Annotated in this window: 26 protein-coding genes and 1 tRNA gene; 18 read left to right on the top strand and 9 right to left on the bottom strand. The window is 62.2% G+C overall.

Translation table 11 applies throughout. The annotated features are described in order from the left end of the window. Positions 1–120: 120 nt before the first annotated feature. The 4 genes from glyA (at position 121) to J2Z75_RS21425 (ending at position 3,734) form a co-directional block, all read left to right on the top strand. On the top strand, positions 121–1,422 hold the full coding sequence (gene glyA, locus J2Z75_RS21410) for a serine hydroxymethyltransferase (protein WP_209854816.1): 1,302 nt from the start codon (positions 121–123) through the stop codon (positions 1,420–1,422). A 27-nt stretch (positions 1,423–1,449) separates the two neighbouring features. Next, positions 1,450–1,923 carry a transcriptional regulator NrdR gene (gene nrdR / locus J2Z75_RS21415; RefSeq protein ID WP_068953276.1) on the top strand — a complete coding sequence of 158 codons (474 nt, stop codon included), beginning with the start codon at positions 1,450–1,452 and terminating at the stop codon, positions 1,921–1,923. Between the two features lie 75 nt (positions 1,924–1,998). Continuing rightward, positions 1,999–3,111: a bifunctional diaminohydroxyphosphoribosylaminopyrimidine deaminase/5-amino-6-(5-phosphoribosylamino)uracil reductase RibD gene (gene ribD / locus J2Z75_RS21420; protein ID WP_209854817.1), complete on the top strand. Its 1,113-nt coding sequence runs from the start codon at positions 1,999–2,001 to the stop codon at positions 3,109–3,111. Beyond that, entirely contained in the window at positions 3,111–3,734 is a 624-nt protein-coding gene (locus J2Z75_RS21425) for a riboflavin synthase (RefSeq protein ID WP_209854818.1), read from the top strand. The genes ribD and J2Z75_RS21425 overlap by 1 nt, the downstream gene beginning before the upstream one ends. Positions 3,735–3,776: 42 nt before the next feature. On the opposite strand, the gene J2Z75_RS21430 is transcribed toward J2Z75_RS21425, so the two are convergent. From J2Z75_RS21430 to J2Z75_RS21445, 4 genes are all read right to left on the bottom strand, one after another. Next, positions 3,777–4,115 carry a hypothetical protein gene (locus J2Z75_RS21430; protein WP_209854819.1) on the bottom strand — a complete coding sequence of 113 codons (339 nt, stop codon included), beginning with the start codon at positions 4,113–4,115 and terminating at the stop codon, positions 3,777–3,779. Between the two features lie 363 nt (positions 4,116–4,478). Next, positions 4,479–5,582 (bottom strand): calcium-binding protein, encoded by a 1,104-nt coding sequence (locus tag J2Z75_RS21435; protein ID WP_209854820.1) that lies wholly within the window; start codon positions 5,580–5,582, stop codon positions 4,479–4,481. Positions 5,583–5,993: 411 nt separating this feature from the next. Then, complete coding sequence (locus J2Z75_RS21440; protein ID WP_209854821.1) at positions 5,994–6,512, bottom strand: GNAT family N-acetyltransferase; 519 nt, start codon at positions 6,510–6,512, stop codon at positions 5,994–5,996. A 42-nt stretch (positions 6,513–6,554) separates the two neighbouring features. Next, positions 6,555–7,058 carry a cupin domain-containing protein gene (locus tag J2Z75_RS21445; protein WP_209854949.1) on the bottom strand — a complete coding sequence of 168 codons (504 nt, stop codon included), beginning with the start codon at positions 7,056–7,058 and terminating at the stop codon, positions 6,555–6,557. Positions 7,059–7,265: 207 nt separating this feature from the next. Between J2Z75_RS21445 and ribH the strand changes: the two genes are divergently transcribed. The 4 genes from ribH to J2Z75_RS21465 all read left to right on the top strand — a co-directional run bounded on the left by ribH (position 7,266) and on the right by J2Z75_RS21465 (position 11,819). Next, the gene (gene ribH / locus J2Z75_RS21450) at positions 7,266–7,727 is read left to right on the top strand and encodes a 6,7-dimethyl-8-ribityllumazine synthase (RefSeq protein ID WP_068953288.1); all 462 of its coding nucleotides are present in this window, start codon (positions 7,266–7,268) and stop codon (positions 7,725–7,727) included. Positions 7,728–7,732: 5 nt separating this feature from the next. Continuing rightward, positions 7,733–8,218, top strand: coding sequence for a transcription antitermination factor NusB (nusB, locus tag J2Z75_RS21455; protein WP_209854950.1), 486 nt, complete (start codon positions 7,733–7,735; stop codon positions 8,216–8,218). Between the two features lie 9 nt (positions 8,219–8,227). Continuing rightward, positions 8,228–9,463, top strand: coding sequence for an MFS transporter (locus tag J2Z75_RS21460; protein WP_407692797.1), 1,236 nt, complete (start codon positions 8,228–8,230; stop codon positions 9,461–9,463). Positions 9,464–9,683: 220 nt separating this feature from the next. Further along, on the top strand, positions 9,684–11,819 hold the full coding sequence (locus tag J2Z75_RS21465; protein WP_209854822.1) for a sodium-translocating pyrophosphatase: 2,136 nt from the start codon (positions 9,684–9,686) through the stop codon (positions 11,817–11,819). A 139-nt stretch (positions 11,820–11,958) separates the two neighbouring features. Here the strand turns inward: J2Z75_RS21465 and J2Z75_RS21470 are convergent, their stop codons facing one another. Next, complete coding sequence (locus J2Z75_RS21470) at positions 11,959–12,483, bottom strand: outer membrane protein assembly factor BamE (protein WP_209854823.1); 525 nt, start codon at positions 12,481–12,483, stop codon at positions 11,959–11,961. 131 nt (positions 12,484–12,614) lie between these two features. Between J2Z75_RS21470 and J2Z75_RS21475 the strand changes: the two genes are divergently transcribed. From J2Z75_RS21475 to J2Z75_RS21515, 9 genes are all read left to right on the top strand, one after another. Further along, complete coding sequence (locus J2Z75_RS21475) at positions 12,615–13,154, top strand: ubiquinol-cytochrome C chaperone family protein (RefSeq protein WP_209854952.1); 540 nt, start codon at positions 12,615–12,617, stop codon at positions 13,152–13,154. A gap of 86 nt (positions 13,155–13,240) precedes the next feature. After that, positions 13,241–13,792: a YceD family protein gene (locus J2Z75_RS21480; RefSeq protein ID WP_209854824.1), complete on the top strand. Its 552-nt coding sequence runs from the start codon at positions 13,241–13,243 to the stop codon at positions 13,790–13,792. Positions 13,793–13,996: 204 nt separating this feature from the next. Further along, positions 13,997–15,055, top strand: coding sequence for a phosphate acyltransferase PlsX (gene plsX / locus J2Z75_RS21485; protein WP_209854825.1), 1,059 nt, complete (start codon positions 13,997–13,999; stop codon positions 15,053–15,055). 5 nt (positions 15,056–15,060) lie between these two features. Continuing rightward, the gene (locus tag J2Z75_RS21490; protein WP_209854826.1) at positions 15,061–16,032 is read left to right on the top strand and encodes a beta-ketoacyl-ACP synthase III; all 972 of its coding nucleotides are present in this window, start codon (positions 15,061–15,063) and stop codon (positions 16,030–16,032) included. Between the two features lie 94 nt (positions 16,033–16,126). Further along, positions 16,127–16,465: an integration host factor subunit alpha gene (locus tag J2Z75_RS21495; protein ID WP_209854827.1), complete on the top strand. Its 339-nt coding sequence runs from the start codon at positions 16,127–16,129 to the stop codon at positions 16,463–16,465. Positions 16,466–16,620: 155 nt separating this feature from the next. Then, positions 16,621–17,154, top strand: coding sequence for a MerR family transcriptional regulator (locus tag J2Z75_RS21500; protein WP_209854828.1), 534 nt, complete (start codon positions 16,621–16,623; stop codon positions 17,152–17,154). A 100-nt stretch (positions 17,155–17,254) separates the two neighbouring features. Then, the gene (locus tag J2Z75_RS21505; RefSeq protein WP_209854829.1) at positions 17,255–17,500 is read left to right on the top strand and encodes a DUF982 domain-containing protein; all 246 of its coding nucleotides are present in this window, start codon (positions 17,255–17,257) and stop codon (positions 17,498–17,500) included. Between the two features lie 90 nt (positions 17,501–17,590). Continuing rightward, positions 17,591–17,953, top strand: a complete 363-nt coding sequence (locus J2Z75_RS21510; protein WP_209854830.1) for a hypothetical protein — start codon at positions 17,591–17,593, stop codon at positions 17,951–17,953. A gap of 5 nt (positions 17,954–17,958) precedes the next feature. Next, positions 17,959–18,225: a hypothetical protein gene (locus J2Z75_RS21515; protein ID WP_209854831.1), complete on the top strand. Its 267-nt coding sequence runs from the start codon at positions 17,959–17,961 to the stop codon at positions 18,223–18,225. 56 nt (positions 18,226–18,281) lie between these two features. Here the strand turns inward: J2Z75_RS21515 and J2Z75_RS21520 are convergent. Continuing rightward, a tRNA-Pro gene (locus tag J2Z75_RS21520) sits at positions 18,282–18,358 on the bottom strand. 205 nt (positions 18,359–18,563) lie between these two features. Here J2Z75_RS21520 and J2Z75_RS21525 point away from each other — a divergent pair. Beyond that, complete coding sequence (locus tag J2Z75_RS21525) at positions 18,564–19,259, top strand: hypothetical protein (RefSeq protein ID WP_209854832.1); 696 nt, start codon at positions 18,564–18,566, stop codon at positions 19,257–19,259. Between the two features lie 45 nt (positions 19,260–19,304). Here J2Z75_RS21525 and J2Z75_RS21530 read toward each other — a convergent pair whose 3' ends face one another. From J2Z75_RS21530 to J2Z75_RS21540, 3 genes are all read right to left on the bottom strand, one after another. Further along, on the bottom strand, positions 19,305–20,465 hold the full coding sequence (locus J2Z75_RS21530) for a glycosyltransferase family 4 protein (protein WP_407692801.1): 1,161 nt from the start codon (positions 20,463–20,465) through the stop codon (positions 19,305–19,307). Between the two features lie 71 nt (positions 20,466–20,536). Continuing rightward, positions 20,537–21,808, bottom strand: a complete 1,272-nt coding sequence (locus tag J2Z75_RS21535) for an O-antigen ligase family protein (protein WP_209854834.1) — start codon at positions 21,806–21,808, stop codon at positions 20,537–20,539. After that, positions 21,805–23,367 carry an undecaprenyl-phosphate glucose phosphotransferase gene (locus J2Z75_RS21540; RefSeq protein ID WP_209854835.1) on the bottom strand — a complete coding sequence of 521 codons (1,563 nt, stop codon included), beginning with the start codon at positions 23,365–23,367 and terminating at the stop codon, positions 21,805–21,807. Before J2Z75_RS21540 ends, J2Z75_RS21535 begins: the two co-directional genes overlap by 4 nt. Positions 23,368–23,386: the final 19 nt, after the last annotated feature.

Raw genomic sequence — 23,386 nt, forward strand, 5'->3', positions numbered from 1 at the left:
GCTACATGTCGCATTCCCGGCGCGGCAAATGGGGGAAATGGCGCAAATCGCACAGCCCGTATTGCCCTTGCCATGCGAGGACGGTAAACACCGTGCACCGTCTCTTAAGGAGCTTTGAGAATGAGCGTTTCTGCCGCCGCCACCGACGTATTCTTCAGCCGTTCTCTCGCCGACAGCGATCCGGATATTTTCGGCGCGATCGAGAAAGAGCTTGGCCGCCAGCGTCATGAGATCGAACTGATCGCATCGGAAAACATCGTCTCGCGCGCCGTTCTGGAAGCGCAGGGCTCGATCATGACCAACAAATATGCCGAGGGTTATCCGGGCAAGCGTTACTATGGCGGCTGCCAGTTCGTTGATATCGCCGAGGAACTCGCCATCGAGCGCGCCAAGAAGCTGTTCGGCGTCAATTTCGCCAACGTCCAGCCGAACTCGGGTTCTCAGATGAACCAGGCCGTATTCCTGGCGCTGCTGCAGCCGGGCGATACCTTCATGGGTCTCGATCTCAATTCGGGCGGTCACCTGACGCATGGATCCCCGGTCAACATGTCCGGCAAGTGGTTCAACGTCGTTTCCTACGGCGTGCGCGAAGGCGACAACCTGCTCGACATGGATGCCGTGGCCGAATCGGCGCGCAAGCACAAGCCGAAGCTGATCATCGCCGGCGGCACCGCCTATTCCCGCATCTGGGACTGGAAGCGGTTCCGCGAGATCGCCGATGAAGTCGGCGCGTGGCTGATGGTCGACATGGCCCATATTGCAGGCCTTGTTGCCGGCAACCAGCATCCGTCGCCATTCCCGCATTGCCATGTTGCAACGACCACCACGCACAAGTCGCTGCGCGGCCCGCGCGGCGGCATGATCCTCACCAATGACGAGGATCTGGCAAAGAAGTTCAACTCGGCCGTCTTCCCCGGCCTGCAGGGCGGCCCGCTGATGCACGTCATCGCCGCCAAGGCCGTTGCCTTCGGCGAGGCGCTGAAGCCGGAATTCCAGGATTACGCCGCCCAGATCGTCAAGAACGCCAAGGCGCTGTCCGAAACGCTGGTGGCCGGCGGCCTCGACATCGTCTCGGGCGGCACCGACAACCACCTGATGCTGGTCGACCTGCGCAAGAAGAACGCCACGGGCAAGCGCGCCGAGGCAGCGCTCGGCCGCGCCTACATCACCTGCAACAAGAACGGTATCCCGTTCGATCCGGAAAAGCCGTTCGTCACCTCCGGTGTCCGCCTCGGCACTCCGGCCGGCACGACGCGCGGCTTCAAGGAAGCTGAATTCCGCGAAATCGGCAACCTGATCGTCGAAGTTCTCGACGGCCTTAAGGTCGCCAATTCGGACGAAGGCAATGCAGCCGTCGAAGCCGGTGTTCGCGAAAAGGTCGTCAAGCTGACCGACCGTTTCCCGATGTACCCTTACCTCTGATCACAGACCTCTTATCAAGGAGCCTTGATGCGCTGCCCCTATTGCGGATCGGAAGACAGCCAGGTGAAGGATAGCCGTCCTGCGGAGGACGGCGCCGCCATCCGCCGCCGACGCATCTGCCCGGATTGCGGCGGCCGCTTCACGACCTTCGAAAGGGTGCAGCTCAGGGAACTGATGATCCTGAAGAAGACCGGCCGCAAGGCGCCGTTCGACCGCGACAAGCTGTTGCGTTCGTTCGAGATCGCCTTGCGCAAGCGGCCGGTCGATCGTGACCGGATCGAGCGGGCGGTGTCCGGTATCGTCCGGCGGCTGGAAAGCTCCGGCGAGACGGAAATCCCGTCCGAAGAGATCGGCCTGCAGGTGCTGGAAGCGCTCAAGGGCCTCGACGACGTTGCCTTCGTCCGCTACGCCTCGGTCTATCGCGATTTCTCCCATGCGGACGATTTCGAGAAGGTGATCGCCGAGATCAGCGCCAAGATCGCGCGTGATCCCGGCGCCTGATCGCCACCAAAGCTGGCGCCGCCGAAAGGCGGCGTTTGACGTTTGCAGGATCGGGAAACACGGAACGGCATCGACATGGCAGACAGGATTGAAGACGAGCGGTTCATGACAGAGGCGTTGCGCATCGCGCACCGCAATCTCGGCGCAACCGGCTCCAACCCGTCCGTCGGCTGCGTCATCGTCCGCGATGACGGCGACGGTCCGAAGATCGTCGGCAGTGCCGTGACGGCGTCGGGCGGCAGGCCGCATGCGGAGACGCAGGCTCTGGCTGTCGCCGGTGCGCTTGCGCGCGGCGCCACCGCCTACGTGACGCTCGAACCCTGTTCCCACCATGGCAAGACGCCGCCCTGTGCCGATGCGCTGATCGCCGCCGGTGTCGCCCGCGTCGTCGTTGCCGTCACCGATCCTGACGAGCGGGTCGCCGGGCGCGGTCTCGAAATGCTGCGCGACGCCGGCATCGAGGTGGTCACCGGCGTGCTTGCGGAAGAGGGTGAGCGGGAGCTTGAGGGCTACCTCATGCGCAAGCACAACAATCGGCCCTATGTGACTCTCAAGCTTGCCGTTTCCGCCGATGGCATGATCGGCATCAAGGGGCAGGGGCAGGTGCGCATTACCGGCGCGTCCGCCCGCGATCATGTGCAGCGGCTGCGGGCGGAGACCGATGCGATCCTCGTCGGCATCGGCACGGCGATCGCCGACGACCCGGAACTGACCGTCCGAATTCCCGGTCTGGAGCACCGCTCGCCGTTGCGGATCGTCATCGACGGCGATCTCGATCTGCCGGTGTCCTCGAAACTGGTGCAGACGGCCCACGCCGTGCCGGTTCTCGTCGTCACGGGGCAGGAGGACGGCTCGATATCCTTTGCCGAGCGGCGGCAGGCCCTGGAGGCCGCCGGCGTCGAGGTCGTCGTCTGCGATCCGGCGGTGCCAGCCGATCTTCTCGGGGCGCTGGCAACGCGGGGAATTTCCTCGCTTCTGGTCGAAGGCGGCGCACGGACGGCACAGCAATTCCTCAACGAAGGGCTTGTCGACCGGATTCTGCTGTTCACCGCGCCCGTGACCCTTGGCGACCAGGGGGTGCCATCCCCACTTGAACGCAACCTGATCCCGGTCGGCTTCGTCCACCGGCGGTCGGATACTTTCGGCGACGATCTTCTCGACACCTACGAATACGAAAGAACCCCCTGATGTTCACCGGCATTATCACCGATATCGGCACCGTCGAAACGATCACCCCCCTCGACGAGGGCATCAAGCTGCGTATCGTCACCGCCTATGATCCCAAGGGCATCGACATCGGCGCCTCGATCGCCTGTTCCGGCGTCTGCCTGACGGTGACGACCCTGCCGGAAGAGGGCGCGAACGGCCGCTGGTTCGAGGTGGAGGCCTGGGAAGAAGCGCTCAGGCTGACGACGATCTCGTCGTGGAAGTCAGGCCAGCCCATCAATCTGGAGCGCTCGCTGAAGATCGGCGACGAACTCGGCGGCCATCTGGTGTCCGGTCATGTCGACGGCAGGGCGGAAATCCTCTCGGTGGAGACGGAAGGCGAGGCGACCCGTTTTCGCCTGCGCGCGCCGGACCATCTGGCCAAATTCGTGGCGCCGAAGGGTTCCGTTGCGCTCGACGGCACCTCGCTGACGGTCAACGCGGTGAATGGAACCGATTTCGACGTGCTGCTGATCCGCCACTCGCTGGAGGTGACCACCTGGGGGCGGCGCAAGGCGGGCGATTTCGTCAATTTCGAAGTTGATACGATGGCGCGCTATGCCGCAAGGCTGGCGGAATTTCCGGCGCCGAAGGCGGAAATATAGACCTCCCCCGTTGGAAGGGAGAGGCCGGCTTTCGAATGGCAGTCAGCGGACGTAGAAGGTCAGCCCGCCGTCAGCGGCCTGGCTCGCGCCGATCACGTTGGCAAGCGTGACGCTGCGGGCCTTCAGTTCCTTCGCCAGTGTCCGGTTGGATGCGAGCGCTTTCTGGAAGGTTGCCTGCTCGCTCGACGACGTGGTGCCGACCCATTCGCCGGCATCCAGCGTATTGGAATGGACGATGTTGAAATTGTTGCCCTTGTAGGTCGCGACGGTTCGGTCGATCTGTTGCGGCCAGTTCTCCTGCGTGCCCGCGGCCAGGGAAACGCCGGCGAGCGGGAAGGCGGTGAGTGCGACGATTGCGGAGAGTTTTACGATGCGGTTCATGGTTTCAGCTCCATAGGATGCCTGTGGACTGCCCTTTGGCAGGCCACAGGGCGGGTCTCCGTGACGCGTCTTGCGCCATGGAAGGCCTTGGGTTGCAATGATCGGCCTTGCACCGTGCCGACACTTCGGAGATAGTGCCGAAAAATGGCGGGAAAAGGTCCCAAGTCGTTGAAGTTAAATTAAAAATTGTTCATCAAATTTTAGGCTGCGGTGAGCCGGAAGCTGCGTCGGGGTAGTCGGTATCCGCGTGCCCTGGACGACGGGCGCCCCGCCGCAAGGACACTAAACCGGATCAGTCCGCTGACCATCGCGGAAATAAAGCCACCCGCCCGGAACGGCTGCGGCAGCAATTGGCCTTCGCTCTCAGAGAATGAAATTTCCATTCGACAGCGAGATCGCATCATCCAGGTGAATGGCGAAATCGACCTTCTTGTCGCCATTGACGTCGCCATAGATGTAAGTGTCGGAGGCCTGCTTGATATAGCGCAGTTCTCCGGCCGTGCCGGTGAAGATTGCCGTCCCGAGGTAGGTGAAGGCCTGATCCCCCGAAACTGTCGCATTTGCATCGATGGTCGACAGGTCCAGCCGGTCACCGCCGGTACCAGAGAAATCGAAGATCGAGTCCCGACCGGCGAGGGCGACGGTGGTATCCGTCAGTGCATTGAAGTCGAAGGTATCGGCACCTGCGCCCCCCCACATGTCATCCGCGCCGAGCCCGCCATTGATCGTGTCGTTGCCGCTGGCGGCGTTCAGGACATCATTGCCGGAGCCACCGGCGAGCAGGTTGGCGCTGCCATTGCCGTAGAGCGTGTCGGCGTGGCTCGAACCTGACAGCCGTTCGATCGAAACGTAGGTATCTCCCTGGGCATCGCCGGTATTGATGGCGGCATTGGCGAGGCTTGCGGTCACGCCGGCCGTGGCGCCGCCATAGTAGGCAGTGTCGGTCCCAGCTCCGCCATCCAGCTTGTCGGCCCCGGCTTCGCCATAGAGCTTGTCCGAGCCGTCGCCGCCCGTGATCGTGTCGTTTCCGGTCCCGCCAAAAATAGTATCGTTGCCGCCGTTGCCCGCGGCAGTATCGTTGCCTCCGTAAAGCTTCACGTAGTCAGCGCCGTTTCCGCCCTTGAAGACGTCGGCCGCTGCAAGCACGTTCTTGATCAGCGCAAGGTCATCGCTGGTGCTCGTCGTCTTTACAGCCGCCCAAACGCTGGTCATCGGGATGCTGAAACCGTCAAACAGGTATGCCCGCGTTGCCTGGTGCCAGGTGGCATGGCTCGTGACGGTACCGCCAATCGGCGTGCCCATTCCGTCATAGGTAAAGTTGCTGCCGCCGAATTCCTCCTTGCCCAGCGCGTATTGAGCGACAAAGCTCGTACTGGTGCGGCTGTAGGAAACGGCATGCAGGATTTCACTGAAATCAAAGTCGCGGATATCGAAGCCAAAGCCGCTGTTTACGGTAATGTTCGCCATTTTGCCCTCCCCTTGGGCTACTATGGAAGACCCACGGCACTTCTAGAAAGCACGCAACCGCACATCGCCCCCGCGTCCAGCCAGACGGCGTGGGGCGTCCTATGTCTCTTGCATAATCCCGCGAAGTGACCTCCTCGGCAAAGCGCCGGGCTGGTCCCCAAGACCGTTAAGAATAGCACATGCCGGACGGATGAAACTTCACCCCTCCTACCTATTCTTCAGTATCTTAGCACCCCTTTTCGGGCGTTAAGCCGGCGCGCGACCCGGGCATGGCGGTGGGATGGGAAAGTTCGGCATTTGCCGTGGAGCAGCGCAGGCGTGTCCCTTCAGGCACGCCGAATGAGGGTCGCCAAAAGAGGTGAGGCGAGTGGCCTGCCCTCCAGCCGGTATGATGGGGCCGGAGCTGAAGAGTTATCGCTCCAGCAAAATCACCTGCGCTCCATGATAAACCGTCCGCCGCGCCTCCTTGAATTGCAGCTTTGACGCCACCCGGAGCGAGGCGAGGTTGGATGTGTCGATGATGCAGGTCTTTTTCAGCGACGGAAACTGCTGGTCGCCCCATTTCAAGGCTGCGCCGACGGCCTCCGTCGCAAGGCCGCGGCCGTGCGAGCGGGGGGAGAGTGCCCAGCCGGTTTCCATTGTGCCTTCGAGGGATGGGCTGATAACGCGGTGCAGGTCGTGAAAACCGGCTTCGCCGATGAACTGGCCTGTCTCGCGGTCCTGCAAAGCGAAGAAGCCGAAACCGAAATAGTGCCACATGCCGACCTGGCGCAGGAACCGCGTCCAGGCCTGCTCGCGTGAAAACGGTACGCCGCCGATGAAGCGCGTCACCTCGGCATCGGCAAACAGCGTGCTGTAGGGGCCGAAATCGTCGCGGCGGTAGGGGCGAAGGATCAGGCGTTCGGTCTCGATGGTGGGGACAGTGTGCATGAGCGTCGTTCAGTCCGTTTGAAATGCGATTCCGTCATTCGATCAGATTCCCGGCTCTCCGTCCCAATAATCGACTTCGCTTTCCTTTCGCCCGACGAAGCGGAAAACCGGCTTGCCGCCGGGCGTTGCGCGCGACTTCGCCAGGAACTTGCCTGAGTCCGGGTATTCGACGATCTCGGCTTTGGCGTTGGCCGAAATCGACAGGTATGTGAGCGGGAGGGTGCCGGTGTTGATCAGGTGATGGGCGGTCTCCGGTCCGCCGGCAGGGGCGCCGAGCACATCGCCCGGTTTGACGGGGTAGCGGTTGGCGCCGAAGCGATATTCGCCTTGGCCGCTGAGGATCACGAACAGCTCTTCCTCGATATGGTGATTGTGGAACGGGCAGCTGGCTTTTCCCGGCGGCACCTCGCTATAGCCGACGCCGAGGTCCTTGAGGCCCAGCTGCGCGCCGAAAGAGACATCCCGGGATTCGAAAAACGTCCCCTGTTGGCCATGATCCAGGTGCAGCTCGGCGGGGTTGACTATGGGTTTCTTCATCTCTGTCATGTTTTTCTCCACTCGGATCAAACTTGTACAGAGACGCCACCGAATTGAAAAGGCGACGCCAATTTCCGCGGTTCCGCATGCAATCGGCTTCCGGTGTCCCTGCAAATCGGTCATTCCAGCGAAAAATGCTTGCCAACCGGGCTCCGGCGTGGTTTGACCGCCGCCTGCGCCGGAGATGTCCGGCCCCAAATTTCAAACGGGTGAAAAATGGCCGAAACATCCAAACCACATATTCTGATTGTGGAAGCGCGCTTCTATGACGACATGGCCGACGCTTTGCTCGACGGCGCGACATCGGCGCTGAAGGATGCCGGGGCGACCTATGACGTCGTCACCGTCCCCGGCGCGCTGGAAATTCCCGCCGCGATCGCCATGGCGCTTGATGGCATCGACAATGGCGGCACCGAATATGACGGCTTCGTCGCGCTCGGCATGGTCATCCGTGGTGAGACCTATCACTTTGACATCGTCGCCAACGAATCCTCGCGCGCGATCATGGATCTTACCGTCAGCGAGAGCCTTGCCATCGGCAACGGCATCCTGACGGTCGAGAACGACGCGCAGGCCTGGGCCCGCGCGAAGAAGTCCGAAGGCGACAAGGGCGGTTTTGCCGCCCGCGCCGCGCTGACCATGATCGACCTGAAGATCAAGCTGGGCGGCGAACAGTGAGCGATATTCCGACCAATCCGCCGGCCGATCAGCCGATCAAGCAGGCAAACCAGCGCGGTGCTGCCCGTCTTGCTGCCGTTCAGGCGCTCTACCAGATGGATATCGGCGGCACCGGCGTGCTCGAGATCGTCGCGGAATACGAGACGCATCGTCTCGGCCAGGAAATCGACGGCGAAACCTATCTGAAGGCCGATGCCTCATGGTTCCGCTCGATCGTCGCCGGTGTCGTGCGCGACCAGCGCCAGCTCGATCCGCTGATCGGCACCGCCCTTCAGGACGACTGGGCTTTGTCGCGCCTCGATTCGACGGTCCGCGCCATCCTGCGCGCCGGCACGTTCGAACTGCGCGAGCGCCGGGACGTTCCCGTTGCCGTCATCGTCACCGAATATGTCGAGATCGCCAAGGCCTTCTTCGAAGACGACGAGCCGAAGCTCGTCAATGCCGTGCTCGACCGGATCGCCCGCACGATCAGAACCGACGTCAAGAAGTAGGATCATCCGATGACGCTGCGGGTGGGCGGGGTGCAGGACATGGATCATGAACTGCGCGGCGCCCGTCGCAACGTCTATCTGCTGACCGCTGCGCAGGCCGTACTCGGGACGATCGGTCCGATCGTCTTTTCCGTCGGCGGCGTTGCCGGCTATCAATTGCTCGGCGACGACAAGTCGCTGGCGACGGCGCCGCTGACGGGCTTCAATGTCGGCGTGGCGCTCGGCGCCGTTTTCGTCGCCGCCATGTCCAGATTGCTCGGCCGCAAGGCAGCCTTCATGGTGGGCGCGCTTCTCGGCGCCGGCGGCGGCGTGCTTGCGGCCTACGCGCTGTTTCTGAGCGATTTCTGGCTGTTTGCGCTGGGCATGTGCGTGTCCGGCGTGGCTGGCGGCTTCACCCAGAAACTGCGTTTCGCCGCGGCGGATGCGTCCCCCAGATTCTACAAGCCGCGCGCGATTTCCTGGATCTTGGCCGGAGGCATGGTCTCCGCCGTACTCGGGCCGCAACTGGTCATCCTCACCAAGGATATGCTGGCGCCGGTGTTCTTTGCCGGTGCCTTCATCGCACTCGTTCCCACCTGCCTTGCAGCCATCGCCATATTGGCGTTCCTGCGGCTGCCGGACCTGCGCCCGGTCGCGGGCGCCGCCCCCACCGGCCCTGTTCGCCCCTTGCGGGAGATCGTGCTGAACCGGCGCTTTCTCACCGGCATGGTCTGCGGCATCTCTACCTATGCGCTGATGACCTTCATGATGACGGGTGCGCCGATCGCCATGGTCGTCGGCTGCGGTTTTTCGCAGGACATGGCGACGCTCGGCATCCAGTGGCATGTGCTGGCAATGTTCGCGCCGAGTTTCTTCACCGGCATGCTGGTCAGCCGCTTTGGCGCCGAAAAGGTCGTTGCCTGCGGCCTGGTTATCCTCATGCTCTGCGCGCTGGTGGCTCACGCGGGCATCGGGCTGTGGAATTTCTGGGGTGCGCTGATCCTGCTGGGAACGGGCTGGAACTTCGGTTTCATCGGCTCGACCGCGATCGTTGCCTCAAGTTACAGGCCGCAGGAGGCTGACAAGGTGCAGGGGTTCCACGATATCATCCTGTTCACCGCGGTCGCGCTCGCATCCTTCGGTTCCGGCAAGGTTCTGACGGCCTATGGCTGGGATATGCTGAGCGCTGCTGTCTGGCCGGTCACCGCTTTTTGCCTTTTGTTGCTGTTTTCCCTGTTTATCGCCGAAAGGCGGCGTTCTGCCTGAGATTTATCTCCAAAAGTAGTATTCCGTACCTGTAAGCCACCGCCAACATACCGAAAAACGTGGGTTTTTCCGATTGTGGCGGCTTGACGATAGCGATTCGTCCCCGCACTCTGCGGCCACGTCTGCCGCCGCCGCTTGAAGAGGAAGCACGGCTCGCAGCGCTTTTTGGGGGTCTGTGGAACGGAGTGAGCCCGCAGGCTTAAACGGAGGAAAGAGCGAAATGACCATACTACTGGGCGTTATCGCATGCGGGTTGCTTTCGGTGGTCTATGCCATCTGGGCGACGCAATCGGTGCTGTCAGCCGATCAGGGCAATGCCCGCATGCAAGAGATTGCAGGCTTCATACGCGAGGGGGCGCAGGCCTATCTCACACGTCAATACAAGACCATTGCCATCGTCGGCGCCGTCGTCTTCATCGGTGCCTGGGTTCTTCTCTCCGTTACCGCCGCCATCGGCTTCCTGATCGGCGCGGTCCTGTCGGGTGCCGCCGGTTTCATCGGCATGCACGTCTCTGTCCGGGCCAACGTGCGCACGGCGCAGGCGTCCTCCGTCAGTCTTGCCGCAGGTCTCGATATTGCCTTCAAGTCCGGTGCGATCACCGGCATGCTCGTCGCCGGCCTGGCGCTGCTCGGCGTCACGATCTACTACCTCGTGCTGACGGCTGGTCTCGGCCTTGCGGAAGGCTCGCGTGAGGTCATCGACGCGCTCGTATCGCTCGGTTTCGGCGCTTCGCTGATCTCGATCTTCGCCCGTCTCGGCGGCGGCATCTTCACCAAGGGTGCCGATGTCGGCGGCGATCTCGTCGGCAAGGTGGAAGCCGGCATTCCGGAGGACGATCCACGCAATCCTGCCACGATCGCAGACAATGTCGGCGACAATGTCGGCGACTGCGCCGGCATGGCGGCCGACCTGTTCGAAACCTATGCGGTCTCGATCGTCGCAACCATGGTGCTGGCCGCCATCTTCTTTGCCGGCGGCGCCAACCTTGCCGTCGTCATGTCCTATCCGCTGGCCATCTGCGGCGCCTGTATCATCACCTCGATCATCGGCGCCTTCTTCGTCAAGCTCGGTTCCAACGGCTCGATCATGGGCGCCCTCTACAAGGGCCTGATCGTTACCGGCCTGTTGTCGATCATCGGCCTCGGTGCGGCCACCTCGCTTACCATCGGCTGGGGCTCGATCGGCACCGTCGAGGGCAAGGACATTACCGGCACCAACCTGTTCATCTGCGGTATTCTCGGGCTCGTCGTCACCGCGCTGATCGTGGTGATTACCGAATACTACACCGGGACCAACAAGCGGCCGGTGAACTCGATCGCCCAGGCCTCCGTCAGCGGCCACGGCACCAACGTCATCCAGGGGCTTGCCGTGTCGCTGGAATCGACGGCGCTGCCCGCCATCGTCATCGTTGGCGGCATTATCTCGACCTACCAGCTGGCAGGCCTGTTCGGCACCGGCATCGCGGTCACCGCCATGCTCGGCATCGCCGGCATGATCGTGGCGCTCGACGCCTTCGGCCCTGTGACCGACAATGCCGGCGGCATCGCCGAGATGGCCGGTCTTCCTCCGGAAGTTCGCAAGTCGACCGACGCGCTCGACGCCGTCGGCAATACCACCAAGGCGGTAACCAAGGGCTACGCGATCGGTTCGGCCGGCCTCGGCGCCCTGGTGCTGTTTGCGGCCTATTCGAACGACCTCAAATACTTCGTCGCCAACGGCGACAAGTATCCCTACTTCGCCGACGTCGGGACGATCTCGTTCGATCTCTCCAACCCTTACGTCGTCGCCGGCCTGATCTTCGGCGGTCTGATCCCCTATCTCTTCGGCGGTATTGCCATGACGGCCGTCGGCCGTGCGGCCAGTGCCGTGGTCGAGGAAGTCCGCCGTCAGTTCCGCGAAAAGCCCGGCATCATGGCAGGCACGGATCGCCCGGACTACGGCCGCGCCGTCGACATGCTGACCAAGGCTGCGATCCGCGAAATGATCGTGCCGTCGCTGCTGCCGGTGCTGGCGCCGGTCGTGGTCTATTTCGGCGTGCTGTTGATCTCCGGCTCCAAGGCGTCCGCCTTCGCAGCGCTCGGCGCTTCGCTTCTCGGCGTCATCGTCAACGGCATCTTCGTCGCCATCTCGATGACCTCTGGCGGCGGTGCCTGGGACAATGCCAAGAAGAGCTTCGAGGACGGCTTTGTCGACAAGGACGGTGTTCGCCACATGAAAGGATCGGACGCGCACAAGGCCTCCGTCACCGGCGACACGGTCGGGGACCCCTACAAGGATACGGCAGGCCCCGCCGTCAACCCGGCAATCAAGATCACCAACATCGTCGCGCTTCTGCTTCTGGCGGTTCTCGCCTGATCACGCGTCAAAAACAAGCCTGCGGCATCTCCCGGGGTGCCGCAGGTGAAAAGAACGACGGACAAAGAAAAACCCGCCGGCGCAATCGCCGGCGGGTTTTCGTTTCCGGATCGCGAGCCGGTTGCGGCTCAGGTGCCAATCACTTGTTGTTGGCGTTGCCCAGCACGGACTTCGCCATGCTCTTGCCGATGCCGTTGCCGGAGAGCAGCTGACCGAGGAAGGTCATTTCCTTGCCGCCGGTCGGTGTCGTGCGGGAAATCATGTCGAAGACCTTGCCGTCCTGCAGCGTGTAGTGCGCCAGCTGCGAGACGACGCCGTCCTTGTCGAAATACACGGCGAGAATGCTCTGGTCGACCAGCTTCGGCTTCATGAAGGCGACGGGACGCTGGCGCTTCTGCGAAATGTAGTAGAACACCTCATTGTCGAAGGTTGCCGTGGTCGACGGCGTGCCGAGCGACAGAAGCACCTGCTCGCGGCTGGAGCCGACCGGTGCCAGAGCCAGCGTCTCCTGGTCGACAACATAGCCCTGATTGAGGGTTTCGCTGGTGTTCAGCATATCCGCCGTCTTGCAGCCGGAAAGGGTCGTTGCGCAAATTGCCAATGTAAAAGCGACGTTGTTCAGAAATTTCATGTCTGACCTGAAATACCGTTTCGTCAACGACATCTCCCTCAAGGTAACGCTGGCAGATGCGCCATTGCATTTCGTGCCTGCTTCGGTAAACCAGCTTCGGCGATCATGCAATAACAGGATGCGCGGCCTTGCGCATTTTGAAGCAGGCAAACTTGGGCTTTATGATGATATTCGGACTGTTCGGCAAAAAAAACAGCAATACGGCCATCGTCGCGCGCCAGTACGACCTTTTGACCACCGCTGCGCGCCGTCCGTATCTCTATACCGACCTCGACGTGCCGGATACGGTGATGGGACGCTTCGAGATGCTGTCCGCGTCGCTGATCCTCTATTTCCGCCGCACCCGCAGTTCCGAACGTGCCGGACAGGAGATCGCCCAGGAGATCATCGACGCCTTCTTCGAGGATGTCGATCATTCGATCCGCGAGCTCGGGGTCGGTGATGTCGGCGTGCCGAAGCGCATGAAGAAGCTTGCCGCGATGTTTTACGGACGTCTCGAAAGCTATGCCGCGGCACTCGAAAGCAAGGATCGCGATGTGCTGGCGGCGGCGCTGAAGCGCAATTTCCATCCTCAGACCGAGGACCCATCTCTTTCCATGCAGGGGCTTGCCGACTATTTGCTGGCCGCCGAGGCGCAGCTTGCGCTGCAAGGCGAGGATGTCGTAGAAACCGGCCGGATCGACCTGCCGCAAGCGCAAGGCTGAGCCCGCCTCGCGAGAGGGGACGCCGGAGCCGAGTGACGGCTGGCAGCACTATCTTGGGCGGCGTTACCGCCCGAAAGGACCTGACGATGAACCACGACGAAAAGCCCGCATTCTCCTATCCGGTCAAGGTCGGCAATATTTCCGCCAATGCCGTGACGGTTCGTCTCGAGGCGAATGAGGCGGAGCGCAAGGCGCTGGGCGAGCTTTGGGATGTGCTGGAGGTGCAGTCGCTCAAGGCTGAGCTGCAGATCGCCCGCTGGAAGAAGGATGGCGTCAAGATCAAGGGCCGTGTCCAGGCCATGATCGTCCAGGCCTGCGTCGTAACGCTGGAACCGGTGGAATCGGCGATCGACGAACCCGTTGAGGCGATCTTCGTGCCGGAAGGCTCGCGGCTGGCGCGGATCGCCGCCAATGACAGCGGCGAAATGATTCTCGACCCCGAAGGGCCGGACCTCCCGGACACGTTTGCCGGCGACACCATCGATGTCGGCCTTGCCGTCACCGAACACGCGGCGCTTGCCATCGATCCCTATCCGCGCAAGGACGGGGCGAGCTTTGGTGAGCGGATCGAAAGCAGCGACAAGGACGATATCCGTCCAAATCCCTTCGCGGCACTCAAGGATTGGAAAAAGGACTGAGTCCGAAAAGCCGTGCGGCACAATTCGGTTGTCACGTCAGCGAAAAACGGTATTTTGGCCGAAATCCAGCCCGTTGGGCCGTTTTGTCCCGCACGCGGGACTGTTACGTCTCAAACGTCATGAAAACACGTGTGTCTCCATCGCTCAGACTGATTGCGCCGGGACGAAACATGCAGTGTGGCAGGAATAAAGGATAAGGCACGCGTGGTCAGAATTTCTCTTGATGTGATGGGCGGCGACTTCGGTCCGCAGGTCGTCATCCCGGGTGCCGCAAAGGCGCTCGAACGGCATCCCGATATCCGCTTCGTGCTCTATGGCCTCGAGGACCAATGTACTCCCCTTTTGGAGAAGTACCCCAAGCTGAAGGCGAGCAGCACCTTCCATGCGTCCGAACTGGCGATTGCCATGGACGAGAAGCCGAGCCAGGCGCTCCGGCGCGGGCGTGGCAAGGCGAGCATGTGGCAGGCAATCGACGCCGTCAGCAAGGGGGAGGCCGACGTGGTCGTTTCCGCGGGCAATACCGGCGCGCTGATGGCAATGTCGGTGTTCTGCCTGCGGATGATGCAGGGCATCCAGCGCCCGGCGATCGCGGCGATCTGGCCGACGCTGAAGGGCGAGAGCATCGTGCTCGATGTTGGTGCCACGATCGGCGCGGATGCGCAGCAGCTGATGGATTTCGCGCTGATGGGCGGCGCCATGGCGCGCGCCCTGTTCGAGGTCGAACGGCCGACGCTTGGCCTGCTCAATGTCGGCGTCGAGGAGATCAAGGGCCAGGAACAGGTCAAGGAAGCCGGAAGGCTGTTGCGCGAAGCCGGCCTCGACAGCATCGATTATTTCGGCTTCGTCGAGGGTGACGATATCGGCCGGGGTACCGTCGACGTCGTGGTGACGGAGGGGTTTTCGGGCAATATAGCGTTGAAGGCCGCCGAAGGCACCGCCCGCCAGATCGCCGAATATCTGCGCGCGGCGATGTCGCGCACGCTGCTTGCCAAAATAGGGTATATTCTAGCCAAGGGCGCCTTCGACCGCCTGCGCGAGAAGATGGACCCGCGCAAGGTGAACGGCGGCGTCTTCCTCGGCCTTAATGGCGTCGTGATCAAGAGCCATGGAGGAACGGACGCGGAAGGTTTCGCAGCCGCCATCGACGTCGGCTACGACATGGTCCGCAACGGGCTGAAGGCCAAGATCGAAAACGATTTGCAAAAATACCATGCCTCGCGCCCTTCGGAAGGTGCGGCGACCGGCACGGCTGACGAGGTTTGAAGAGTATGATCCGTTCTGTGGTTCGCGGTTTTGGGGCATCGCTTCCGAAACGGGTGATGACCAATCGCGAAATGGAAGAAAAGGTCGACACGTCCGACGAATGGATCGTGCAGCGCACCGGCATTCGCCAGCGTTACATCGCCAGCGAGGGGGAAACTACCGCCTCGCTCGGCGAGGCGGCGGCCCGCGCCGCGTTGACCAATGCCGGCCTCACGCCCGCCGATCTCGACGTCATCATCGTCGCGACCTCGACGCCCGACAACACGTTTCCGGCAACGGCCGTCAATATCCAGAATCGCCTCGGCATGCACCATGGTGCCGCTTTCGACGTGCAGGCGGTCTGTTCCGGCTTCATCTTTGCCGTGACGACGGCGGACGCCTATATCCGCGGTGGTCTGGCCAAGCGGGTTCTGGTCATCGGCGCTGAGACGTTTTCGCGCATTCTCGACTGGAACGACCGCACGACCTGCGTGCTGTTCGGCGACGGCGCCGGCGCCATCATCCTGGAAGGCCAGGAAGGCAACGGTACCACGGCCGATCGCGGCGTGCTGACCACTCAGCTGCGCTCAGACGGCGCCCACAAGGAAAAGCTCTATGTCGACGGGGGGCCATCGACCACCGGCACGGTCGGCCACCTGCGCATGGAGGGCCGCGAGGTCTTCAAGCATGCGGTCGGCATGATCACCGACGTCATCGAGGCCGCCTTCGAGGCCACCGGCACCACGGCCGACGATCTCGACTGGCTGGTTCCGCATCAGGCCAACCGCCGCATCATCGACGGTTCGGCGAAGAAGCTCGGCATACCGCTCGAAAAGGTTGTGGTGACCGTTGATCTTCACGGCAACACCTCGGCCGCCTCCATCCCGCTGGCACTCAATGTCGCGGCGTCCGACGGGCGCATCAAGAAGGGCGATCTCGTCCTGCTCGAGGCGATGGGCGGTGGCTTCACCTGGGGTTCGGTGCTGCTGCGCTGGTAAAAAAATGTGATATGGCGCAGACGCTTGACCGGAATGGACAAGGGCAATACTCTTTCCGGGCTAATCGATATTTCAAGAAAATCGGTGGGGGAAGATGAGCGGAAAAACGGTGACACGAGCAGACCTGGCCGAATCGGTTTTTCGCAAGGTAGGTCTTTCCCGAACGGAATCGGCCGAACTGGTCGAGACGGTGATCGATGAAATCTGCAACGCAATCGTGCGTGGCGAAAGCGTCAAGCTGTCCTCCTTCGCGACGTTCCAGGTGCGCGACAAGAACGAGCGCATCGGCCGCAACCCGAAAACCGGCGAGGAAGTGCCGATTTCTCCGCGCCGCGTCATGACGTTCAAGGCCTCCAACGTGCTGAAGCAGCGCGTTCTCAAGGCGCATCTGTCGCGCAAGGCCAAGCTGAAACCGCAGTCGCCGGCCCCGTAACGACGCCTTCCATCATTAAAGTGGTTGAAAACACCTGCATAAGCCGTTGAAATGCGCATGATTCGTGTAATCATTCGCATTCACGGCAATAACGGCGTGTGGCAATGCTCACGCTATACAGAGCCGGACGTGTTCGACGCGAAATGGGGGAAGACATGGACAAGAGCCCGGATGCGTTTCGCACCATCAGTGAAGTGGCCGATGATCTCGACCTGCCGCAGCATGTCCTCAGATTCTGGGAGACGCGCTTTCTGCAGATCAAGCCGATGAAGCGGGGCGGCGGCCGGCGCTACTACCGGCCGGAAGACGTCGATCTGCTCAAGGGCATTCGCCATCTGCTCTATGACCATGGCTACACGATCAAGGGCGTGCAGAAACTTTTGAAGATGAACGGCAACAAGTTCGTCGCGGCGATCGCCAGCGGCGATCTGGCAACCGTCGAGGCGCTGGCGGCCGCCAATCTCGAGGAACAGGTTCAGCCGAAGCTCGGCAATCCGGAGGAGGACCAGATCGTCGGCCGCGCCAAGGCGCCGGCCAGCCGCCGGTTCTTCTCCTTCGTCGGCGGGAACGACGAGGCGCCGGAAATTTCGGTCGGCAAGACGTCCGTCGGCAAGGAGGACCGGGCGCTGCTGCAGGAGGCGCTCTACGACCTTCTGGAATGCAAGCGCCTGCTCGACCAGGTACGCTGACACGAGAAACAATCCGGCCTGTTTATTCCGCTTTCCTGTCGTGCCGCCATCCATGTTCATGGTAACAACCCGGATCGAATTCCGAGCAAGGCAAAAACACATGGAACAGGCCTGGACGAAAAGCGTGACGCTTGCCCTTGAGGGGCCGGGCAAATACGTAACGATCTCCAACACCACCGAGGCATCCTGGGCGATGATCGAGGATTGGCCGCTGGAAGACGCGCCGGCGCTGGATCGCGCGCTCGATATCTGCGCGCAGGTCGTCGAGGGCAAGAGGCCGGCCGAGGATGCCCGCAAAGCGTTTCTGGCCGCCGCCGCCGAAGCGGAGATCCCGGTGCAAGAGTGACAGACTGTCTTGAGGCCTTGGCGCAGGCGCCCGGCATCCCCATCTGTCCGTCGCCCGAATGAAGAAAAGCCCGATGAATAAAACAGCGACATGACCAAGGCCCTTCCGGCGAAGTTTCACGGCGAGATGCTTGCCCTGTATGATCACTGCGCGCGATTCGGCTTCCGCCCCGTGCTGTTTCGCCGTCTCGTCATCCTGAAGGGCGGCGTCGAGGCTGCGAAGGAACTGGTGTTCAAGCCCGGCACGACCGGTCTCGAACGCCTGGTCGAGGCAAAGAAAACGGAACTGTCGATGGAGGCCGCGATGACGCGACCGGAATACCGCACTCTCTTCACGCCGCTCGAAATCAAGGAAGCGGCAAAACGGCTGGAGGGCAGCACGGCCCGCGAACGCTCCAGGGGCCGGCTCACCGCCACCGTCACCAACACTGTCACCAACACGAAACAGGCCTGACGACCATGACGAAGAAACAGAAGCTCGAGCATTCCGATTTCGCCGGCGAATTCACCGATGACGGCGTCACCGTGCTCGTCGACATCTTCCGCAAGGAAGGCAGTACCGATGGCTGGACGCTGGAGGTGATCGACCAGGACGAGGGCCTGACCGTCTGGGAAGAGCCCTTTGCAACGGACAAGGAAGCCTTCGAGGAGTTTCTGGCCACCGTCGAGCGCGACGGCATCCAGTCTTTCCTGGACGAGCCGGAGACAGATGTCTCGGTGCATTGAAATGCAGACGCCGTTTTGCGCGGCGTTTCAATATGACAGGGACTTCAAGAAAAAAATGGTCGGAGTGGCGGGATTCGAACCCACGACCCCTTGACCCCCAGTCAAGTGCGCTACCGGGCTGCGCTACACTCCGAACCGAAAAGAGCCGTATATAATCAGGACTCGGGGCGCAAGCCCTGATTTTGGAAAACGGGATAAATACGCTGAAAAAGCGGGGACGTTTTTGGTTGCCACCCGAAATGCCGCAAACACGTCCGCAACGGCAGATTTTCGCGATTCTTAAAGTTTTCGGCAATCCCTTGCCCCGATAATGCGGTGGCGAATCAGGGATCCAGACCATGGCGAAGACAGCGGCGAGAAAAGGCCAGAAGCGGCGGGCGAGCCGGAAGCAGTCGAAGGGCAGCATGTGGCCGTGGTATCTGGTCGGTATCCTGTCGGTCGGTGCTGCCGTTGCTTATGACCATCGGGTCGAGATCATGCCGATGACGGCGCCCTTCTACACGGCGTCGATCGCCAAGCCGCGCCCTGTGGAAAAACAGTCCGCTCCCGAAAAACGTGTCGAGAAAATCCAGCCGATCGCAAAACCTGCGCTGGCGATGCCGGCGGTGCGGCCCATCGAGCAGGCGGCCGTGGACGTTGGCGCGCTGAAGCCCGTTGGCGAGCAGAGGGTTGTTGGCGCGCAGACGGCCGTTGGCGGCAAGCCGGGCGCCTTTTATTTCTGCACGGAGACGCTGGAGAACTGTGTCGTCGATGGCGGCACGTTCTGGTACGGCCGGCGGAAAATCCAGATCGCCGACATCCAGCCGCCAAGAATCAAGCAGGCCAAGTGCGACAACGAGCGCAAGCTCGGCTCGCTGGCGAAAAAGCGGCTCTGGGAAATCCTCAATGCCGGCGATGTCCAGCTGGTGGGCGCCTCCGGTCAGGACGCGACAGTGACAGTCGGGCAGGGGCGATCGATCGGTGACATGCTGGTTTCCGAGGGGTTGGCCCGGCGCAGGGCGGACGGCAAACGGGGCTGGTGCGCGCAGGGGTGATTGCGCCGCTGCTTTCCCGCCGGGCGTACTGAAAGATCCGGCTGGTCACCGCGTGGCGACAAGCCGCCGGTACACCGCCTCGGTCTTGTCGATCATCTGTCCCATCGAAAAATTCGCCATTCGCGCCTGCGCCGCCGCCGTCATCCGGCGATGACGCTCAGGGTCGGCGCTTTCGATCATGGCATTGGCGAGCTTGGCGGTATCGCCGTCGTTTGGAACGATCAGGCCGCTTCTGTCCCTGTCGATCGCCATGGTTGCGCCGCCGACATCGGTCGAGACGATCGGCTTTCCGGCGGCCGCCGCCTCCAGCATCACATAGGACATCGCCTCGTAGCGGCTCGGCATGACCAGCACGTCGAAGGCGGGAACAGCCTGCGGGCCGGTGAAGGCCGAGGTCAGGCGAATGCGCTTCTGCAAGCCGCTCTCGGCGATGGCCTTGCGGATTTCCGGTTCGAGTTCGCCGGAGCCGACCATGATCAGCTGCGCCTCCGGCAGCCGCGAGGCGGCATTGCGGAAGGCCTCGATCAGCCGTTCGGGCGCCTTCTGGTGGGACAGCCGGCCGACGAAACCGAAGACGAAGGCATCGTCTGAAATGCCGAAGCTGGCACGCACCGTCTTTGCCATGTCAAGCGGCGGCGGCGCCACGCCGTTGACGATGACGGAGAGTTTTCGCGCCGGCATGCCGAACGACCGGGCATGGGCATGCTCGTCGTCGGAAACGCAGATCAGGTGATCGGTGAACAATTGGGCAAGGATGGTCTCGATGCTGCCGAATATCAGCCGTCCGGCCTTGCCGAGCGTCGGGTCCATGGTGCGGAAAGCATGCGGGGTATAAACGCGCGGCGCGTGGAAGCCGGGCAGGCGCAGGCGGGTGAGCGCGCCGGCCTTCGAGCTGTGGCCGTGGACGATGTCGAAAGGAACACTGCCGTTGATGATGCGCCGCAGCGCCCGAAAGGCGGCAATGTCGGACAGGCCCGGAGACCGTTTCATGGCGACGGCGTGGACGGTGGGAAGACCGATCGATTTCAGTTCGCGGACAAAGGCATCTTCCGCCCGGATCGGCGAATAGACCGCCTCGACATGGTGGCCGCGCTGCTTCAATCCCCGGCAGAGATCGAGAAAATGGCGGCCCGAGCCGCCGCCGCTCGGCTCGAGAACCTGGAGAAGGCGCAGTCCGCTTTCAGCTTCGGCGATGGAGGGGTCGATGTTCATTCAGGACAATCCGCCGCCGGTCCCGACATGGAACCGATCCGTACACCTTGTGTACAGTGTTGATGTTAACGCAGCGTTGGCGCCGGCGAACGCCAATGTGCGGGAGGGACCGAAGCCTGGCGCCGATGGCGGTATTCCAGGGCGCCGCAGCCCCAGATGACGCCCAGCAGCAGGAAGAAATGCCGCCAGTGATCGGTGTCGATGACATTGCCGATGGCGGCGTGGCCGATCAGGACGATCCACGCGATCATCAGATAGGGCTGCCAGGGCCGGTCGAGCAAAAGGAAGCGGAAGCCCATCGTCACCGTCCAGAGGATCAGCGTGACATAGGAGACGAAACCGAGCCAGCCGTAGGAGGTCAGCGATTTCAGCCAGACATTGTGCTCGTCCTCGGGAAACAGGGTGCTGAACACCATCGGGCCGATGCCGAGCGGCTTTTCCATCGACATCAGGAAGCCGATCTTGTGGCGGTCGAAGCGGCCGAGATGGCCGCCGTCATAGTCCTGGACAAGCTGGGTGCGGTTGGAAAAGAGATCGGCGACCTGCGGGATCTGCAGCGCGATGACAAGCGCCGCGACCATCAGTAGCGCGCCGGCCAGCGCCAGCACGAGGATCTTCAGCCGGAAGGCGCCGGTCCGTTCCTTGAGCAGCATGATAAGGACGAGCGCGCAGGCGCAGAATAGATAGAGCGCCCAGGCAGCACGGGAGAAGGAGAGGAACAGGCCGAGCGCCATGATAAGGATGGCGACCGCCCTTAGCGGCGCGGTCGTGATACGCTCGGTGAGCAACCGGTACATGAGGTAGATCGAAGGTGCGACCAGGAAGGGACCGAAGACGTTGGGGTCCTGGAACGCGCCCTTGGCGCGGTCGTAGAGCGTAAAATTCTCCGCCCCCGGGATCGCGCCGAAATAACCGAGAATGCCGAGCAGGGAGGTCAGGACGCCGGCGGCAACCCACGCGTCGAAGATCAGTTTCAGCCGCTCGTGACGCGCTTCGATGATGGCCGCGTAAAACACCGAGGAAAGGCAGAGGAAGCCCGATACGGCCATGTACATCGGGCCGGCCGCAAGGTCCCGCATGACAGTCAGCGACAGCAGGCCGCCGGTCATGAACAGGATGAGCAGGGCCAGAAGCGGCGCGACGGAGCGTGAAATCTTCAGGCCGAAGAGAAACCAGAGCCCTATGAGCGCCGCCATGAAGATCTCATAGGGGGCCGGTTCGGCAATGACGAAGCCTGACAGGAAGACGCCGAACGTCACCATCGCCGAGCCGAGGATCGCGACGGCGGCGAGCTGCGGGCGGAAACCCGCGGCAGACGTGGTGTTCAGTGCGCTCAATAGGCGTTTTCCGTGTTGAGAAGCCGGATCGGCGTCAGGAACAGGATCTTCAGGTCCAGCCACAGCGACCAGTTTTCGATGTAGTAGAGGTCGAACGCCGTGCGGAACCTGATCTTTTCGTCATTGTCGATCTCGCCGCGCCAGCCGTTGATCTGCGCCCAGCCGGTGACGCCGGGCTTGACGCGGTGACGGGCGAAGTAGCCTTCGACGACATCGGAATAGGTACGGTCTGCGGTCTGGGCAAGCACGGCATGCGGGCGCGGGCCGACCAGAGATAGCTGGCCTCTCAGCACGTTGAAGATCTGAGGCAGTTCGTCGATCGAGGACTTGCGCAGGAACCGGCCGACGCGGGTGACGCGCGGATCGCCCTTGGTGACGGCATTGCGGGCCGTCGGGTCGCTCATGTTGGTATACATCGAGCGGAACTTGTAGACGTCGATCGTCTCGTTGTTGAAGCCGTGGCGCTTCTGCTTGAAGATGATCGGCCCCGGCGAGCTGATCTTCACGGCAATCGCGGCGCCGATGAAGACCGGCCAGAGAACGGCGAGTGCGACGATGCTGAAGAAGACGTCGAAGATGCGCTTGGCGACGGAATCCCAGTCGGCGATCGGCTTGTCGAAGATGTCGAGCATCGGCACCTGGCCGATATGCGAATAGCTGCGCGGACGGAACCGCAGATTGTTGGCATGGGCGGCAAGACGGATATCAGCCGGCAGGACCCAAAGCTTTTTCAACAGCTCGAGGATGCGCTGTTCCGCCGAAAGCGGCAAGGCGATGATCAGCATGTCGATGCGGGTGAGGCGGGCGAAATCCACCAGTTCGGCAACCGTGCCGAGCTTGGGGTATCCGGCGATGATGCCGGGCGAGCGGCGCTCGTCGCGGTCGTCGAAGATGCCGCAGATGCGGATATCGTTGTCGGTCTGCTGTTCGAGCGAACGGATCAGATCCTTGGCCGGCTGGCCGCCGCCGACGATGACCGCCCGGCGCTCCATGATGCCGTTGCGTGCCCAGCGGCGGATTGAAAAGGCGATGAAGGCGCGCTCCGCAACGAGGAAGATTGCACCGAGCACGTACCAGCCACCGAAGGAGAGCCGCGAGAAAGTCCCGCCGATCTTGAGGACAAACAGCACGAGCGTCATGGACGCGAAGGCCAGCGTCCAGCAGCCGATCAACCGGGGCAGGGCCCGCGCCGAAGACCGCAGCGTGGGGACCTGATACCCGTCGCACAGCTGCAGGAAAGCCACCGTGAGCATCGAGCCGCCGGCAATCAGCCCGCAATAGCCGAGCAGCTCGTCAAGCGGCGGCGCGATATAAAGCATGTGGATGGCATAGCCGATGGCAAACAGCGCGGTGAATTCGAACAGGCGCATCAGGCCGATGATCATGTTCGGAGAATAGGTATCGGTACGGAATTGCGACGCAATGCGGCGCGCAAGCGGATTGAGTTCGCGCTTCGGTTCGTTGTCGCGTTTCTCGCCGGGCGCAATGGTCCGGATCTCGGAAATCTTCTTGCGCAATGCGTCGGCGTCGAAAGATTCCGGATTGTCGATCTGGTTCATAATATCCGCCCGGGCCGTT

The organism is Rhizobium herbae, assembly GCF_017873135.1.
In the GTDB taxonomy this organism is placed as follows: domain Bacteria; phylum Pseudomonadota; class Alphaproteobacteria; order Rhizobiales; family Rhizobiaceae; genus Pararhizobium; species Pararhizobium herbae.